The sequence below is a fragment of the Pontiella sulfatireligans genome (genome assembly GCF_900890705.1).
GTDB lineage: Bacteria > Verrucomicrobiota > Kiritimatiellia > Kiritimatiellales > Pontiellaceae > Pontiella > Pontiella sulfatireligans.
On sequence record NZ_CAAHFH010000001.1, the window covers coordinates 1,600,023 to 1,617,922 of the forward strand.

7 protein-coding genes are annotated in these 17,900 nt (G+C 52.7%); 4 read left to right on the forward strand and 3 right to left on the reverse strand.

The annotated features are described in order from the left end of the window. Positions 1–229 precede the first annotated feature (229 nt). Complete coding sequence (locus SCARR_RS05490) at positions 230–1,405, forward strand: AraC family transcriptional regulator (protein ID WP_136060500.1); 1,176 nt, start codon at positions 230–232, stop codon at positions 1,403–1,405. 161 nt (positions 1,406–1,566) lie between these two features. After that, on the forward strand, positions 1,567–3,717 hold the full coding sequence (locus tag SCARR_RS05495) for a hypothetical protein (protein ID WP_136060501.1): 2,151 nt from the start codon (positions 1,567–1,569) through the stop codon (positions 3,715–3,717). A gap of 235 nt (positions 3,718–3,952) precedes the next feature. Here SCARR_RS05495 and SCARR_RS05500 read toward each other — a convergent pair whose 3' ends face one another. From SCARR_RS05500 to SCARR_RS05510, 3 genes are all read right to left on the reverse strand, one after another. Beyond that, positions 3,953–6,364 (reverse strand): prolyl oligopeptidase family serine peptidase, encoded by a 2,412-nt coding sequence (locus SCARR_RS05500; protein ID WP_222846189.1) that lies wholly within the window; start codon positions 6,362–6,364, stop codon positions 3,953–3,955. A 212-nt stretch (positions 6,365–6,576) separates the two neighbouring features. Beyond that, entirely contained in the window at positions 6,577–9,777 is a 3,201-nt protein-coding gene (locus SCARR_RS05505; protein WP_168433023.1) for a chondroitinase family polysaccharide lyase, read from the reverse strand. Between the two features lie 119 nt (positions 9,778–9,896). Next, positions 9,897–13,331 (reverse strand): hypothetical protein, encoded by a 3,435-nt coding sequence (locus SCARR_RS05510; protein ID WP_136060503.1) that lies wholly within the window; start codon positions 13,329–13,331, stop codon positions 9,897–9,899. Positions 13,332–13,535: 204 nt separating this feature from the next. On the opposite strand from SCARR_RS05510, the gene SCARR_RS05515 reads away from it, so the two are divergent. Both SCARR_RS05515 and SCARR_RS05520 read left to right on the forward strand, forming a co-directional pair. Continuing rightward, positions 13,536–14,522 carry an MBL fold metallo-hydrolase gene (locus SCARR_RS05515; RefSeq protein ID WP_168433024.1) on the forward strand — a complete coding sequence of 329 codons (987 nt, stop codon included), beginning with the start codon at positions 13,536–13,538 and terminating at the stop codon, positions 14,520–14,522. 16 nt (positions 14,523–14,538) lie between these two features. Further along, positions 14,539–17,778, forward strand: a complete 3,240-nt coding sequence (locus SCARR_RS05520) for an amidohydrolase family protein (RefSeq protein ID WP_136060505.1) — start codon at positions 14,539–14,541, stop codon at positions 17,776–17,778. Positions 17,779–17,900: the final 122 nt, after the last annotated feature.

Consider the following 17,900-nt stretch of genomic DNA (forward strand, 5'->3'; position numbering starts at 1 on the left):
TCCATAACTGCCAAACATGTTGTCAAAAATCACCGCGCCGGAACAGTGCTCGAAACACGACCTAAACTGGTCCCTATTTGCGACGGAAGCTAAATTCACTCTCCCAGACCCAAAGCCGTCCATTCCACTCACGCCAAAAAATGCACGCCGGCCCCATCATCCACTTCAAACATGCGATTGACAATATCGACTGCTGTGCTAAATATTTAAGAAATATGAGAGGTTTGGCATGTTAGAAGTAAAAAAGGTGGCGTTACGGTTCTCCCTAAGTTCCGAGATTATGCGGGATATCATTGATGGGGTTATTTTGTATACGGAAAAACATGGGCCATGGGAGATTGATATTCATTGCGAGGAACCCATTTCCCTCACCTCTTGGGCAGAGCTAAAACAGTGGGACGGAGACGGCATTATGGCTCCCGTCTACAACAAAGAGCAGGTTCGCATGCTGCAGGAAAAGGGAATCCCCGTCGTTAATGTTGCAGCCGCATTGCAAGAAATGCCCTTCCCGACCATCTCGTTCGACAATGCAGCCATCGGCAGAATGGCGGCAGAACATCTGTTGCACCACAATCTGGATCGTTTCGCCTTTATCGGGCCGAAGGATTGGCATTACAGCGTTCTGCGTTGCAATAGTTTTGCCGACACCCTTGCCCAGAATAATGCACCCTGCACAAAGCTATGGATCCGCCCATTATCCCCCTCCAAACAACTCGACGACAGCTGGATAGAGACCAACTACTATCTTGATGCCGTACGCCAGCTACAGCCCCCCATTGGAGTCTTTGCATCCAACGACCGGGTGGGGTACGGGATTATACGCGCCTGCCGACGCTTGGGGCTCAGGATTCCCGAAGATATCTGCCTCATCGGCGCAGATAATGACCATATTCTTTGCAAGTTCGCCTACCCCAACCTGTCCAGCATTGCTCTGTCGGGGAAAAAATTTGGATATAAAGCCGCCCAAATGCTGGATGCCCAAATGCGGGGGAAACAACCGAAAGAGAGTGTGATTATAATTCCACCGGAAGGCATTATTTTACGAAACTCTTCAGACTTCCTCAATATTGAAGACACAAATGTCGCCGATGCGCTGCGATATATCCGTAATCATGCCGGGGGCTTTATTGACGTATCGAACGTGGTGAACGCTGTGCCTCCTTCCCGGCGAGTCCTAGAACGGCGTTTTCAGGATATCGTCGGACACGGCATCTATCAGGAAATTGGTCGTTGCCATGTCGAGCGGGCCAAGGAACTACTCAAGCAGACCAATTGGCCTATTTCGCGGATTGCGCAGGAGTCTGGATTTAACACCATCAACCGATTTAAAGATATGTTTCGAAAAATAACAGGCCTTTCCGCGACGGCATATCGAAAGGGTGGCGCAGTCCGCCCCAAAGAGTAAAACGTCCCCCATCAATACGGATCAATAAGCAGTATAACCAGAATAGGAACCCGACGCAATTCGGACCCATATAAGTACGCAAAATCCCCGTTGCGCTTCCCGGTTGACCATATACTATCTATCTCTCAACTTTAATATAGATATCGATATGGAGATTTAGAATGAGTGCGATTAGCCGGGACGAGAATAGAACTACAAAACCTTTTAAAATTATCCTGCGCTACGGACTCGACCCGTTCAATGTGCTGGAACAAAACCTCAAGCAGCTAACAAACTTTGTGGAAGAATCCACCACCAACGAAGTTATGTTCCTGCTCATGCCGGAAGAACGCAGTTCAGGACACCCAACCATCGAACTGATCAAACCCTGGGTCGAGGCCATCAAACGGGCCAAAGTTCTGCTCAACGAACGCGGCGTGGAAGTGAGCCTGAACCCCTGGACCACCACTTACCACTGCTCTCGCGGCCGGACGCTTCACAAAGGACAGGACTTCCGTCCAATGGTCGGCGAAACCGGTGTGGCAAACGGCATGACCGCTTGCCCGCTCTGCGAGAACTGGCAGACCTATCTGAACGAATACTTCGTCTACCTGACCCAGGAAATCAATCCCGTGGCCATGTGGATCGAAGACGACTGGCGATTGCACAATCATGGCGGCGAAATGGGCTATGGAGGCTGCTTTTGCGATCACTGCCTTGACCGCTTTTCCAAGCGGGTCGGCGAAGACGTGACGCGCGAACAGGCCGTTGCCGCAATAACACAGCCGGGCAAACCACACCCTTGGCGCGCCCAGTGGCTCGAGGTGGCGCGACAGGGCTTGAGCGAGCCGGCCGAAAAGCTGACTAAGGCCCTCAAAGCCGCTTCGCCCGAAATGCGCATCGGCTTGATGTCGAGCATCCCGGATGTGCAGAGCATCGAAGGTCGCGACTGGAATGGCCTAATGGATATTTGGACCCAAGACGATGAACGCTATCTCATCCGCCCGCACATGCCGCCCTACACCGAGGAGCTGCCCCTTATTACCACCCCGGGGTATTCACGGCACACCATTGCCAATCTGGATCGCGATGCCGACATCTATCCCGAACTGGAAAACTCCCCTCGCTGCGGTGCGTACAGCGGAACGCATGCCTATACCGCATGGGAAATGTTCAATGCCATCTGTTTCGGATCACGAGGCATTACGATCAACCACTTTGATAACATGGGGATGAACACCTACTATGACCGCGGCATGGGCAAAGCCCTCGCCAAGCAACGCCCGCTGTTCGATGCCCTCATGCCATTGAAACTGAACGATCGTAAAGCGCGCGGCGTAAAAATCCTCTTTTCCCCTGACATTGCTGCTCACAAACAGACCGGCAACGGAATTGCACAGGCTGCCGCAAAACTCAACACCGGCGAAGATCTTTCAGGATCCTCGTCGGCCTCGCTCAACGAACTCGAAGGACATTCGGTAGACTGGAGCAAAGTCTTCTACATCCTCGGCATCAGCCATGGATTCACAAAAAGCATCGATGCCGCCCCCGGAACCATCTTTGCCGTGTCCGACCAGACCCTGCGCTGCTTCAATGATGAGGAAATCAAAAAGCTGCTCAGCTATCCGTTGATCCTGGACCTGCAAAGCATCGAGATTCTGGTGGAACGCGGTTTTGGTGCCCTGATCGGAGTAAAAGACATTGACCGGACAAAACTCGACGACTCGGCCTATTCCCTCGAAGAAATCGAGCCCGACTTCTTTGGCGAACTCGAAGGCGGAGTCAACGCACGTATGTGTGCTCAGCGATGCACCGATCCGATCGGCGTTCTAGCCTACGCACCGGAAACCCGCGTGCTGTCGACCATCAAGAATGCCAGTCTCGAAGAACTCTTCCCCGCCTCCGGCCTGTTTAAAAACGAACTGGGCGGCAGCATCTACACCTGCTGCTATCCGTTAGGAACCGCTCAATTCTACATGGCCTATTTCAACCGCGTACGTCAGGAATACTGGACCAAATTGCTCTTCACCATGGGCAACGAGGATTCCGACCAAACAATTGCAACGGGACACCCGATGCACGTCCACGCCCTCGACATCGAAGACGGAATCTTCTGTGCGGCCAGCAATGTGGTGTACGACACAGCGGAACAAATATGCCTAAAACTGCCTGAACGGGATATCGCGAATAAAACCTTCCGCGTCCTGAATGAAAAGGCTGAATGGGAAACGACCACACCGAAAGTAACGGTGTCCGATGGCGTGGCGGAAATTCTATTCGACCTTCAGGTTCCAACGCTGAAAAGCGCATTCATAACGATCCGGTCCAAGTAGACCGAACCAATAAACCGTTCCAGCCAGAGGAGCGGTTTGTTGGCAAAAGAGACTTCGGGACGTGGCGCCGAATCAGAGCGAGTCAGATACCGGGCCGGTTAAACTAATATGCGATCCGTCGTATTCCAGATGCATGAATGAGTCCAGCGCCTCCAAAGAATGAATACTCATCAAGTATGCCCTGGACATAATCCGAGAACCCCCTCTTAAACCTCGCGCTATTCACGTCGATTTTTTAACTTTCCCCGGGCGGAAGGTCGCACGTGCCGAGGTGTCGAATGAAAAACTCTGCGCGCTGTTGCACTCCGTAGTTACTGCCGCCCGCCCCGTGGCCGCGGGAGGGGAAGGGAATGAACTCGAACTCCTTGCCGGCCTTGATGAGCGCTTCGACCACTTGCATCGTTGAGGAAGGATCGACGTTGGTGTCCATCATGCCGACGGTCAGCAGGAGCTTGCCGCCGAGCTTATAGGCATCGGCGAGGTTCGAGCTTTTTTCGTAGCTCTCGTCGACCGGCCAGCCCATCCACGCCTCGTTCCACCAGATTTTGTCCATGCGGTTGTCGTGGCATCCGCAGTCGGCTGCGGCCGCCTTGTAGAAATCCGAATAGTCGAGCACGGCGCGCATGGCGCTCTGGCCGCCGGCGGAGCCGCCATAGATGCCGACGCGGGACAAATCCATATACGGATATTTCTTTGCGGCGGCTTTCAGCCAGGCGATCCGGTCGGGGAATCCGGAATCCTTCAGGTTTTTCCAGCAGACGTCGTGGAAGGTCCTGGAGCGCCAATTGGTGCCCATGCCATCGATCTTCACGACGATGAACCCCAGCTCAGCCATCTGCTGCGGGCCGTGGTAGGCGGAAAACTTTTTGGGCACAAAAAAGCCGTGGGGTCCCGCGTAGATGGACTCTATGACGGGATATTTCTTTTTGGAATCGAAATGGGACGGGCGGAAAATAACGCCGTGGATGTCGGTTTTTCCGTCGCGGCCTTTGGTCACAAAGGGTTCCGGCAAGTGCGGGTGGATGGCGAGAAGTTTTGAGGTGTCGGCTGTTCCAAGGTCGGTAACTTTTTGTCCGTCAGCCGATCTCCGCAGTTCCTGGGCGGGCGGGTGATCGACGCGTGACCATGTATCGACCAGGAACTTCCGGTTGCCGGAGAACGCAACCTCGTGCTCACCGTTTCCTTCGGTGAGAATGGTAAAGTCCGATCCGTCGAAATTGACGCGGGCGAAGTGGGAATAGCAGGAATCCTGATCTTTATAAACCCCGAAAACCCTGAGCCAGAGCTGCCGTTTTTCCGGGTCGACATGTTCGACTTCGCGAACCACCCATTCGCCGGCGGTGATGGGCTTGGTCTTTCCGGTTTTGCGGTTAACCAGATAGAGATGGTTCCACCCGCTGCGCTCCGACATCCAGATGGCTTCGTCGGTTTCGTCGAGCTGATGAAGAAAAGTTTTCTGGGAATAATCGATGAAGGTGGGGCTTGTCTCTTCGATCAAAGTGGCAGTTTTTCCGGTCGCGGCCTGGACGGCGACCAGTCGCAGGGTCTGGTGCCCACGCTCGTTGTAGAGAAAGAAGAAACGATCGGGAGCCCAATGCAGGCGCGTAATGTTCCAGGGGTTGGAAAACAACGAATTATCCAACGTAATTTCAGTTCCGGTCCGGAGATCGAAAAGACAGGGCGTGGCCACGTCCAGCTCGTCGCCGGGTTTGAGGTAGCGGATGGATTTGGTCCTAGGCTGAAGCTGGCCTTTGGGTGCTGATTCGATGATATCAATGTGCCGGTCGGTTCCCTTTTTTTCGCGAAAGACCACGACATATTTTCCATCCGGCGACCAATGTCCAGGACCTCGATATTTCCAACCTTCGGAACCGTCGGACGTTAACTGCATGGTTTTGCCGGTTTTCCTATTGGTGACGTGCAGGTTGTAATCCTTGAACTCCGCCTTCCATTGACGGGGATCCGTCGTGCTTCCGGTCTGTTTTTCCGGTTCCGAGCCCAGATAGGCGACGCCCGGTTTTTTTTCGGCGCGGAAGGCAACTTCTCCGCAGGAGAATAGATGTCCTGCATGGGTATTCTGGACGTAGGTTTCCCCGGGTTCGAGCGTGACGTAGGTTTTGTGCTCCCCTGTTCCGGAAACCCAGACGATTTCCCCGGGTTCGCTGGAGTTGTTCACAAAATAGATTTTAGACGCGCCGCTGCCCTTGCCGCTCTTTAAATTTTTCGCCGACTTGTGTGCCAGGAGGGCGAACGGGTCTTTCTCCGGTGCGACGGGACGGATGCCGCCCTCCTCCACTCGGAGCACCCTGATCACGCCGCCGACATCGGCGAGACAGGTGATCGATCCGTCTTCGGTAATCTTGAAACGCTGAATTACCGGTTGTTTCCCGTCGAATCGGCCGTTGAGTTGCTTGGCATCCAGTACTGACTCTTTGGTTCCGGTTTGTGTATCGATCCGGACAATACTGCCCTGCTGCTGGTAATAGAGAGCGGAGTCGTCCGGTGCCCATACCGGTTCAATTGTCGCGTCCTCCATCGATCCCTGCGTCCGTTTTTTCAACGAACGGGCCGACTCGAAGTCGGCGAAGCCAAATCCGGTTCCTGCAACCAGTCCAAGAAAAACAAATGTGATAAATATCTGCTGCATGTCGTAGATTAACCTTTGGTTTCAACGTTGTTTTCGCGAGATACTAGCATGCGGATAAAGATTGGATAATATCGCTGATTATAGGGACGTGATCAGAGGGTGCGATTCCGTTCTACAGCAGCCGTTGGATGCTGATCTTCATCGAATCAGGGAAACATGCAGATCGGCGCCGGAGGCACCCATTTTTATGATGCCTGCGACTTCCGACCCACCTACATGGACTCAATCGTGAATGCGGTAGACTGGCCTTCGGCACAGCGAACGGTGAGCTCGGTATTCCCTGAAACCACCGTGGCAAGAACCCCTTCCTCCGACCCTGTCAGCCTGTAGCGCCCTTTGATTCTGAGCACCACATCCACCGGCGCAGCGGTCGTTGTTTCGGTCAATTCGAGTCGGGGATCCGTAACGCTTAAGCGAATGGATTCATCCGGCAGCTGCTTCATTAAAACGAAGCAGGGCTGGCTTACCTCAAGAATCGGGCCGACCGGATCGGCCAGCGGCTCAAAGTTAACGAGCGCCCACACCTTGTGTTCCGGCACGTGGATCGCATGGGTGGCGGCGTTTTTACGTTTTACATAATAGAACGGTTTCGACGACGCCATCTGCTTGTCGAACCGCTGCATCATTCCGACATCAGCATCAAGCAGGCTGACATATTCGTAGCTCGCATTTTTGGCAAAAATACCATGCTCTAGCCAAGCTAGGGAAAACTCGCCCTCGGTCAGTTTTCTCGTCTTGTTGTGCTTTGAAACCTGTTTACCGATCGTTAGCTTAAACTGGCTACCTGGAGCAATATAGTGGCCAGTGCCATAGGGATCAATGAGCCATGAGGGCAAGATTCCGCCCGTCTTCCAACCTTTCGAGATCGGTTGTTTCAGCGGCATTTTCGAGCCCTCAACGATCACGATATCGTTGCCCTTGCGCAAACCACTCTGGAAAAGTGTCGTGGCGAGTGGATATTTCGAACTACCGGAAAGGTCGCTTCCGAGGCAGATAAGCTTGCCGTCGATGGACAGCACGGACTTGCGCATCTGGATGGATTGTTCGTGGGGCTTCCCATCAACTCGATCCAGCTGGAAGCCAAATAAGCCAATTTCGTTGTCGAGATGGGCACTGCCCCCAAATGGGGTATTTTGCGGCACCCTCAATCCACTATTGCCTTTGTGCCCTTCAAGCTGATCGGGATTAAGCATGAGTGTGGTTGCTCCAGGCGGTTGCGACCAAGCCCAACCGGGTTGGAGAAACCCCGATGGGTGCTTGCGGGTGTTTTTAAACACCATAATGGTGCCGTGGCTTCCGTAGCGACCGTAGCGGTTATCGTCTTTGTAGGTTTCGTGGGAGCGCACGCCATTCCCATACCCTTTAAGTTGCACCGAGGAATTCCCATACTTGTAGATCCCTCCTCCGTGATAATTCATACTCCAAGCTCCTAGGGGAAGGTCTTCTGCTTCTATCGTTTGCCCAAATATTTTCTGAGCCTCGCCCCCTTCCATGCTGAGATATGCCGCGGCAAGCTCGATGTCGCACCCGTCCGTTCCCGGCTTACTCAGAGCCAGCTGCTTCGTGATTGAACTGATTAGCTCATTTTCCGCTACCAAAGGATGACGGCCACAAGCATTTAAACCCGACCACGGGTACCCCCAAAGTTGTGCACGAAGAAAGGCCAGCTTGAGAACCCCATAGACTTCCGTTGAAAACTCGTAGGGCGTACCATCGAAAATATCCACCAACTTGACTACTCCGCCCATCGCAGGCAATCCGTAACCCGTATAGTGCATATGATGGTGGAACAAACTTCCGTCGCTCTTAATCCCGCCTTGATTCCCTGGCGATGGCACGCAAAGGCCAGTACTCAACGATTTTGAAAATGTGCCCAAAAAGTGGGCTTTCCACGGGGAATCTGGCAGCGAGGCCAACGTCAGCAGATCGGAAAAGGCGAAGGTATTTAAATAATCCATGTTGTAAACCACTTTGGACGGTGGATCCAGAAAATGCCTCTTTGTGCTGAAATACCAGACCATAGAATCGGTCATGGATTCTAACAATCCAGCCTGTTCCAATTCGTTGCGCATCAGGAAAACAGCTGCAGACCAATTACGCGAGGCATAGCCGAAATGGTGTGTGGTGCCCTGAGAACTACCCGCCTGCCAGCCTTGGTCGAGTAGGTGCTCGCTCATGAGCACAAACAGGGTCTTGAGCCGCTCTGCGTTGCGGTTGCCAGAGGGCTCGTCCTTCCAGTAAAGATAGTTTCGCGCGATGTCAAGCATGAGTGAGCTGTACCCGTACATATCGGATTTATTTTTTTTCATGGCATTGAGTTGCGCTTTCAACCTCTTGGGGTAGCCAACGCTATGACAGGGAATGTACGGGAGGTATGCACCCCGAATTACGCCCGTGGCATCTTTGACGATTCCATAGTTCAGAAATCTGCGTTCAAGGGCATCGACATCGCCTGCCTTCGGATCATAGAACGCGCTTAGTTTTTCTTCAATCAGGCTGAAAGCAGCACGGTCGGCAGCGCTCAGTTTCCCCTCGAAGGACGCTTTGTCGACCGATCGATCTAACATCAGGTTAACATCGCCTGCCCCGAACGCATACACGGACTGCTTGTGCTTGCTAAGGAAAGGTACTTGCCAATCGGCGGTCTGGTGGCGCTTGTCGATCAAGAGCGACGGGGAAATATCATCGATCCAGAAGGTCCCGGATTCCACATCTTCCGGCGCAATAAAACGGACATAGGCCAGGTCGCGGTCAGGCTTTCCCTGCATATCGCGCTGATAGGAAACCCACGCCGTTCGCCAACCGGAAAAGTCGAGATTAACAGGAAAAGAACAGGGCTCGCCCTGCTCATCGCCAAAAACAATTTTTAGTTGTTTTTCGGGCAACGGCTCTTCGTTGTAGATCCAGAACTTAAACACACGGGTTGCGGGAAAATTATTTTGATCCCTGATATCCCATTTCGGGGCACAAGCAATAGGCAGCTGGAATTTTAGCTCCGCACCGGCGTTCCAATCCCAGCGCAACGCCTGATCGCCACGGATCCGGCGGGCGGTATCGATCGAGACCTTTGAATTACTGGCGTCCAATCCCTTGGGCAGTCCACTGCCTTCAAATTCAAGCAGAAAAAGGCCATCGGAGTCGGGCTCAATCGGCAAAGGAGCACCGAGCTTAATGGGTGCAGGCGCCGCATGAACCCACGGAAGCACCTGAAGAACGACGTTCTCTTTTTCGAAGGCATCATCCGTTTGCAGAGAGAATGCTGGATCAACTGCTTTCTTTCCCGCAGGAGTGCCCTCTGCTTGCGAAGAGTCTCCTTGAATTATATTTTCAGCAGGTTCGACCGGATTTTCAGGCACGCACCCTGTAAATAATGCCGCAACAAACCCCATCGTCAAAATAGCTCTCGTCCTCATATGCATTCTTTTCAATCGGTAAAATTTTGTATCACTCCCATCACATGGAATCGCTGAAATTTATCTCGAGTCATTCTCATGTGTACTGCATCAATACCCGCTTAAAAAGCCACGAGTCGTCAAGGGCGACTGACGCGAACGCGGTAGTATGCGGCAGGGAACTGGCGGGTGTCCTCAACCGACAGATCATCCCCGGTGCCCTGCTCGTTTCCAAGCATGGACAGCCAGTTGCCACCGATCAGATTCGTAGAGTAATCGACGTCGTAGAACCGATTGCTCGACGTAGAAAAAACAAGATCCATTCCTGCACTTAAAGGTTCGATAGTGGCATGGAAATAGTCGTCTCCATTGTTCGGGTCGGTTCCGGCGTCGAACTCATCGCGATTGTCGTGACCGTCGCCATCGGGGTCGGCTCCGGGGTCGGCCAGCCCCGCGCCGATCTCCGGCTGCGTAAAATGCTGATCGCGCCACGCCTCATAGCCATCGAACCGAAAGCCCGCAACCTGCAAGGGAGCCAGGTCAATGGAGAACGACCCGCCGGAAGCGGCATACTCCATCTCCTCGAAAAGGTCAGTTCGAGGGGTATCGGGCACCCCGCTAAACGTGACGGATACGTTCTGCGTGGCGGAGTTGACCATGAAGAGATATTGCTGGCCGAAATAGTCGCGCATGGTATAGGTGATCGACGGGTAGGTCATCCCTTGCTCCGGCTCATATAGCTCAGTGGGGCCGGACGTAACCGCCGAGGAAACCCCGGCTACCGTTACACCGTACAGAAAGACCGGTGCAAGATTGCGATCGTTATTCAGATCGTCCGCAACCGTGAGGTAGCCATCAAGGTAAGCCTGGAAATCATTTTGGAATCCGGTCCTATTTCTGAATCCCGACCAAATGCTGACCCCTTTTCCTCCCATAATGAGCCCCATGTAGGTATCATGCCGGCACCAGGTTTCAATCAGATGTTCCTCCCCGGGGAGTGCATCTGCGGCCATCCAAAGCACTATCAATGGAACCGCATTCGTTTTTACTGCAGCAATGGCATTGATCTCCTGCTCCATCGACCACCGCACCCAGATACGGTTATACTTTCTATCGTTCCCATCGGTCGGCAGGTAGGTTCCTTTACCGCAGAGATCCAAAAAGGGAAGCGTTTTCGATAAAGAGTCAACCGTGCGGTTACCGGGCTCATACATAAAGATCGGCCGGCCGTAGGGGTCGTTGGCCCGCAAGGCCGACGAGGCAACATTGAGGTAGTGCATTTCAGCCACTCTCCAGGGGCGCAGCTCCTCGGGGCCCAGGTCCCACATGACGACCTTCTTGCTGTATTTTACGTCTTTGATGGCTTCCAACGTATCCGCGACAATGGTGGCATCACTGGGTAAGACATAACCTGGCGTATCAAACACGGCAGCATTAACCCCCTGCATGCATTCGGGAGTCACCTTATAAAAATAGTTGGCATCCTTGCTCGCCGCCAGCGTCAAGCTAGCAGGCTGGGCACTCCCATAGTAGGGGCCAAGCACGGTTGCCCCATGTGCAAGCACATAGTCCGAGTCGGCCTCCGAGGTAGAATAGAAGCCAAATGGAAACTGATCCCCCCAGGGAAAGGTGGCGCCGGGCGGCGCCGAAAGGTCGCTGGGGGTGGCGTCGAAGTTCCCGCCTGTCACGGAAAAATGGTCGAGGAAAATATCCCGTGAAGGTTGGTCGGCCATTTCAACAAGACGAACCTGCACCGCATCCCCAAGGTCGCGGTACCGGGCAACAAAACGCACATTAAAATCCACAGGCACATAGGCCACGTCATCAGAAGCCTTAATTATATATTCAGATTCCTCCAGCAGGGTATCTTCCGTCAGGTTCCATAGTTGAACGATATAGGAACCTTCGCGATCACCATCGTTGTAGACGCTGCCGGAAAAAACGATTTCCTCGCCGGGCACCATCGTGCCGACAAGCGTCAGGCCGATCGCTTCGTTCTGCGGGGTCGCATCCTGCGTGTTCAGCTTCAGCCCCCCGTCATATTGAACCCGGGTAACGACGGATCCCACGCTCACCCAGTTGGAATAGGTCTGGGCATCTGTATCGAAATCGTCACTTATGCCGAGGATTCCAGAAAGTTGATTATAGGGGATCACCGCTTCCATTGCGTCGCCGATACGAATTTCGTCTACATAACCAATATTCGCGCCCAGGCTGAACCCGAAATGCGTTATCGGCGAAAAGGTAGCCCCCGACGAGGCTACCGTATGGGAAGCACTCCCGGCCACGTCGGACAAATCGGTCGGATCGAAATAGGTCGTCATCGTACCCGCATCTAGATTCACCTCGGAAACGACGAAATGAAGCCCGGCGGTCGTGGGGCCGCCCATGTCGTTAATACCGCTCGTGTTTCCATAGTTGCCCCATCCTGTGGACGTCGCACGAACCATAGCTTGCATAACCGAGCCCATGCTGCTGGAGACTCCCACCGCCCCGCTCAAAAGCCCTGCGTTGAAGCCGCCCGTGGCGTTATCGGCATCGAACAGGAAGCTCATATAAACGGTTCCACTACTGATCGCACCGCCGGTGAGTTCCAGTTGCAGGTTCTTGGTACCGCTCACCAACCCGTCCATCCCCCCGTACTGGCCCATCACATCCAAAGTGTTTCCCAGGCCGTCGGTGTAGGATAGCCCCGTGGAGTCGTAGGTTCTCATCCGATAGCTGGTGAGATCATAATTGTTCGTAAAGCCCTCGCCGCTGATCATATCCCGGATCCGGATATTCCCAACCGCGTCGAATCCTTCATAAGCATAAAGAACTGGGGCAACAGGCGCTACGTCCGCAAGTGTCGTACCGATCCGGACTTCGTCCACGTAGCCAATATTAGCGCCCAAGCTGAACCCGAAATGCGTGATTGGCGAAAAAGTGGCGCCCGCCGAGACTACTGTATGAGAGGCATTGCCGACCACATCGGTCAGATCGCTCGGATCAAAGTAAGTAGTCATCGTACCCGCATCCAGATCGACCTCAGAAACGACGAAATGAAGCCCTGCATTCGTGGGGCCGCCAACATCGTCAATACCGCTCGGGACTCCAAAGTTGCCCCATCCTGTGGACGTCGCGCGAACCATAGCTTGCATAACCGAACCCATGCTGCTGGCGGTTCCCACCGCCCCGCTCAAAAGCCCTGCGTTGAAGCCGCCTGTGGCGTTATCGGCATCAAACAGGAAGCTCATATAAACGGTTCCACTACTAATCGCACCGCCGGTGAGTTCCATTTGCAGGTTTTTGGTGCCGCCCACCAGCGAATTCATCCCCCCGTACTGGCCCATCACATCCAAGGTATTCCCATTGCCATCCTCATAAGAAAGACCGGCGGAGTTGTAGGTTCTCATCCTATAACTGGTCAGATCCGAATTGTTGGTGAAGCCCACACTACTTATCACATTCTGGACCTGGACATCTCCCGTGGAGTCGAACCCTTCATAGGCCAATAGCGCAGCCTGCGTACTCAGGCTGCCAACCACTAAAACGGCCGCAATCAGACGGATCAATGTTAACTTTGTGTTTTCCATAGCTCTATTGCCTTCGGGTTGAATCTGTGCGGTGAAGAAATGACGAATCAGTTTCCCACAATTTCGCTCATAACCACAGGGTCATAATGCGACATAACGTGCGCCCATTTTCCGTCCAAAATTCAAAAAAAGGCAACAATTCATCCGATACCGCTACGTTTGTTTAAGATGAAACAACCAATCCATAGAGAGGATCAAAAAATAATGATAGCACGACTGTTCCGCCGAACCTTGTTAATGGCCGTGACGATGTGGAGTCTATCCGCCACACCGAACACCATGGAACCCAAGATACTGGTAACCCTATTGGGCACCGCAGGCGGTGCTCATGGTGGACTTCAGGACAATGCGCTGTACGGGCGTAAGCATGCAGTTACGCTGATAGAAGCTGGAGGGCAAAAATTGCTCTTTGATGCGGGCCGAGGCATGGTGGAACAATTGGTAAAACTTGGTCCATCCTATATCAAAGAGACAACCAACGTATTTCTCACGCACCACCATTTTGACCATATCTGCGATCTCGACGTTCTTTTTTTAAGCGGAAGAAGCATGCAACGAAAGGGGGCGTTATATGTTTTTGGACCGGAGGGAACGGAAGAGCTAGTAGCGAATATTAAGGCGACCTATCGGTATGACATTGACTACATGGCAATGGGGGGGAAACGAAAACCCGAGATAATTCCCCAGAATATCGGAGAAGGAATCGTTTATGAGAAAGAGGGCGTACGAGTAATCGCATTCGACGTACCGCATCATCCAGCAAGCATCTCTTCCGAGCAAAAGAACCTGTATCCGGCGCTCGGCTATCGTATTAACTACAAAGAATGCTCCGTGGTAATTTCCGGCGATACCATGTATTCCGAGAACCTGATTAAATACGCGAAAGGTACAGATTTACTGATTCATGAAGTAATGCCGGGTGCCATCTCTGAAAGTCAGCGGGAATCCACCAGAGAATCATCACGCAAAGGTTTGCTGTCGCGATGGCATCATACCAATGCCACCGATGCGGGAAAGGTTTTCGAGCAAGTTCGACCCCAACTGGTGGTCTACACGCATTTAATCGTAGGGCCGCGCGGCTCGCTGGAAAAAATCATCGCGGAAACAAAAAAGACATACAAGGGCTCATTGGTCATCGGCGAAGACATGATGAAGATTGAAGTCGGGCAGAACGTAACCATTAAAAAATGAAACCAAGGAGAAAACCATGACAAAAAAACAGAGTCCCATTGTAGTCGGCCTTGCATTGATACTGCTGACAACCGGAGTTATGGCACAAAAATATCGCGAGGGATCAACCAGTCGTTGGCAAACCATGATTGATCGGTTTGATACCGATAAAAACGGATTGGTCTCCAAAGACGAATTTAGAGGAAGTGATTCCCGCTTTGATGAAATGGATAAAAATAGGGATGGGCAACTTGATGGAGCCGATGCGAAAGATCGCGCAAAACGGTCTCCAAACAACACGGGTGGAAATGGAGGCCAAGATGGGCTCACCCAGCGTCATGGAGCGGACCATAGTCCTGACGTCGGGGAGATTGCCCCCGATTTTACACTAAAAATGCTTAATTCCAAAAAAACAGTAACGCTCTCCGACGTCTATCACGACAAGCCGGTCATCCTTACGCTGGGTAGCTACACCTGCCCTCCCTTTCGTGAAGCGATAGAAGGTATTGAACAGATCTATCAGCAATATAAAGACAAGTTTCATTTTTGCTTTGTGTATATCAAAGAGGCCCACGCTACGGACGAACGCCCGGCTCCTGTAAATGAGATGAAAGACATCAACTTCACGCAGCCGACCACCTATAAAGAACGAACGGACATTGCCACAACCTGCCAACGGCAGGTCGATCTGAGTATGCCGATTCTGGTAGACACGCTCGATAATGCCGTTGAAAAACTGTACGCCGGCGCACCCAATCGAACCTACCTCATTGGCCAGAATGGAACCGTTTTATACAAGGGCGTCCGTGGCCCACAGGGAACCAATTCTGATGAGATTATCCAGGCAATTAATTCACTTCTGAATCCAGAGAAGCTGGAACCCCCTAAAAAACAGAGTGGATTGAAAGTACCAGAAGCCGTTTCGAATAGGATTTTGTTTAATGGAAAAATTCTGACCGCCGACAAAAACTTCTCGATTGCCCAAGCGGTGGCCATTCAGGGCGACCGCATCGTTGCAGTCGGTACCGACACGGAAATTATGCAACTCAAAGACGCCGACACCGTGATCACCGATCTCGAAGGCCGAACGGTAATCCCCGGCCTGATCGACAATCACGTCCATTATTTGCGAAGTTCACCCTACTGGAAGTATGAAGCGCTTTTCGATGGGGTGAATACACGCCAGAAGGCGGTGGAATTACTTAAAGAAAAGATCGCGTCCTCCGCACAAGGCGAATGGGTGTTATCCATCGGAGGGTGGAATAAGAGACAATTTATAGATTCCCAAGCATCCTTCACTCGCCAGGAGCTGGACGAACTGGCGCCGAATAATCCCGTCTTTATTCAACAAGGGTTTTCTGGAGGCGTGGCCAACAGCGCCGCATTGGATCTCGTCGGTCGCGATGCCGCCGGCGTCACGGCCGACACCGGCTTTATTTCATCGGCGCCCGACGGCCGTTTTGCCGGGGTTCCCAACGTGCTACGCCTAGCCCTGCCCTCCTATGATGAAGAGCAATGGAAAACGCAATATCTGGCCCAGATGAATATGGACTATAACAAGGGAGGAATCACAACCGTCTGGAATGCCGGTGCCATTCATTATGACAACCAATTCACGGAATGGTCGAAATCCTATGTGGAGGATAACGGCAACTGGTCAGGCGTCCGCATGTTCCACCACATTAAGTCCGAGGCCAAAAACCCCGCTTCCGCCGAGGAAATGGTGCAAAGCATACAGGACTGGAAAGCCCTTGAAAAAGGCGACTATTTCCGCATGCAGGGACTGGGTGAAATCCCCTACATACACACCTACGATCTCCCCACCAAGGGATGGAATCCGAAAGCAAATGCGCTAGAGATCTATCAGACGGTCATGGCGGCGGCAGCAGCCAAAGGCTGGACGGTTTCAGAACACGCGATGCTGGAGGAAAAGTTTGACGACATTTTCCCTCTACTGCGAGAGATCGATCAAAAACAGGATATAGCCCCCCTTCGCTGGGCATTCCACCATTGCTATGGGATGACCAAAGCACAAATCGGACAGGCCGCCGAGCTCGGAATGTTTCTTGCGTTACAAAACAGCCCGGCTATGCCGGGCGGGGCCATGGGCAGACGCTTCGGTCAAGATTCCCCTCCTTTTAGAACGGCACAGGAAAGCGGCATTATGTGGGGACTCGGTTCCGATGCAAAAATTGTTTCCCCCTACCCCGCCTTCTTCACCCTTTACTTCGCCGTCACCGGCAAAAATATTCACGGCGATGTGATCCTCCAGAATGAAACCGTAACCCGGGAACAGGCTCTCATCGCCCATACCCGCTCCAACGCCTGGTATCTCTTTATGGAAGATCTACTGGGGAGTATCGAACCTGGAAAGTACGCGGACCTCGTTGTGCTCGATAACGACTACATGACGATTCCTGCCGATCAAATTAAAGATCTCCAGTCGGTGCTGACGCTGACCGGAGGACGTGCGGGATACGATGCCGGGATATTAAAACATACATCGTCCACGGGTTCAGAAATCACATTCTTTGGCTGGTCCGACACGCACATTCCAGCAGATGGAAATATCCAGAGGATCGAACCTACCATCATCGCCATGAATCAACTGCCCGGCACGGCCTTTCCAGCGGGAATGGAGGGATTTGTAAAAACTCCCAGCTTTGTCTTTAATTGCGGCGACATCACGGTAAATGGAGCTCAGGCCTCCATGGATAGCTATGAAAAGCTGATCGATCAGCAGTTAAAATACCCTTCGTATGAAATCGGAGGGAACCACGACCAAGTCACCGATATTGTAAGCGACTGGATCATTGGCAAGCATGGGGCCGAAAGCTACTCGTTCAATAACGGTGGAATTTATTTTATCGCGGTCTCCGCCCCCTTCACCATCGGGGCCGGACACAAACAACCCATCCCCCAAAGCGCACTCGACGAAATCTCCGCTCGCATTGCCGCGATTCCTGATGGAGCACCCATTGTCGTGGCCACGCATCTTTCCCATCAGATGGCCACCAACCTTGATGAGGTCATCGGTGCCTTTGGCGATGCCAATGTCGTGCTCTGGATGGGAGGGCACGGCCACCAGTCATCTACGCGGGTCTATAAAGGAATCCATTGCGTCCAACTCCCCTCGCCCGCATCCAGAGATGCGGAATTCATGGTAATCCGCATAACCCCAGATCAACTCACCATAAATACGAGGGACTATCGTAAAAATGCGTGGGCCACGGACGCAAGCCGCAAACTGGACATAGCCCTATCTGCATACAAATAGCTTAAAGATTCTATGGATTCAAACCGGTCTTCCTAGGAATCTCCACATGCGGAAAAGCAAAGGTGGAGCCCACGGCCCGAAAAGATACGTTCATCAAAGTTTCGCCTTGCGCTTCAACTCAA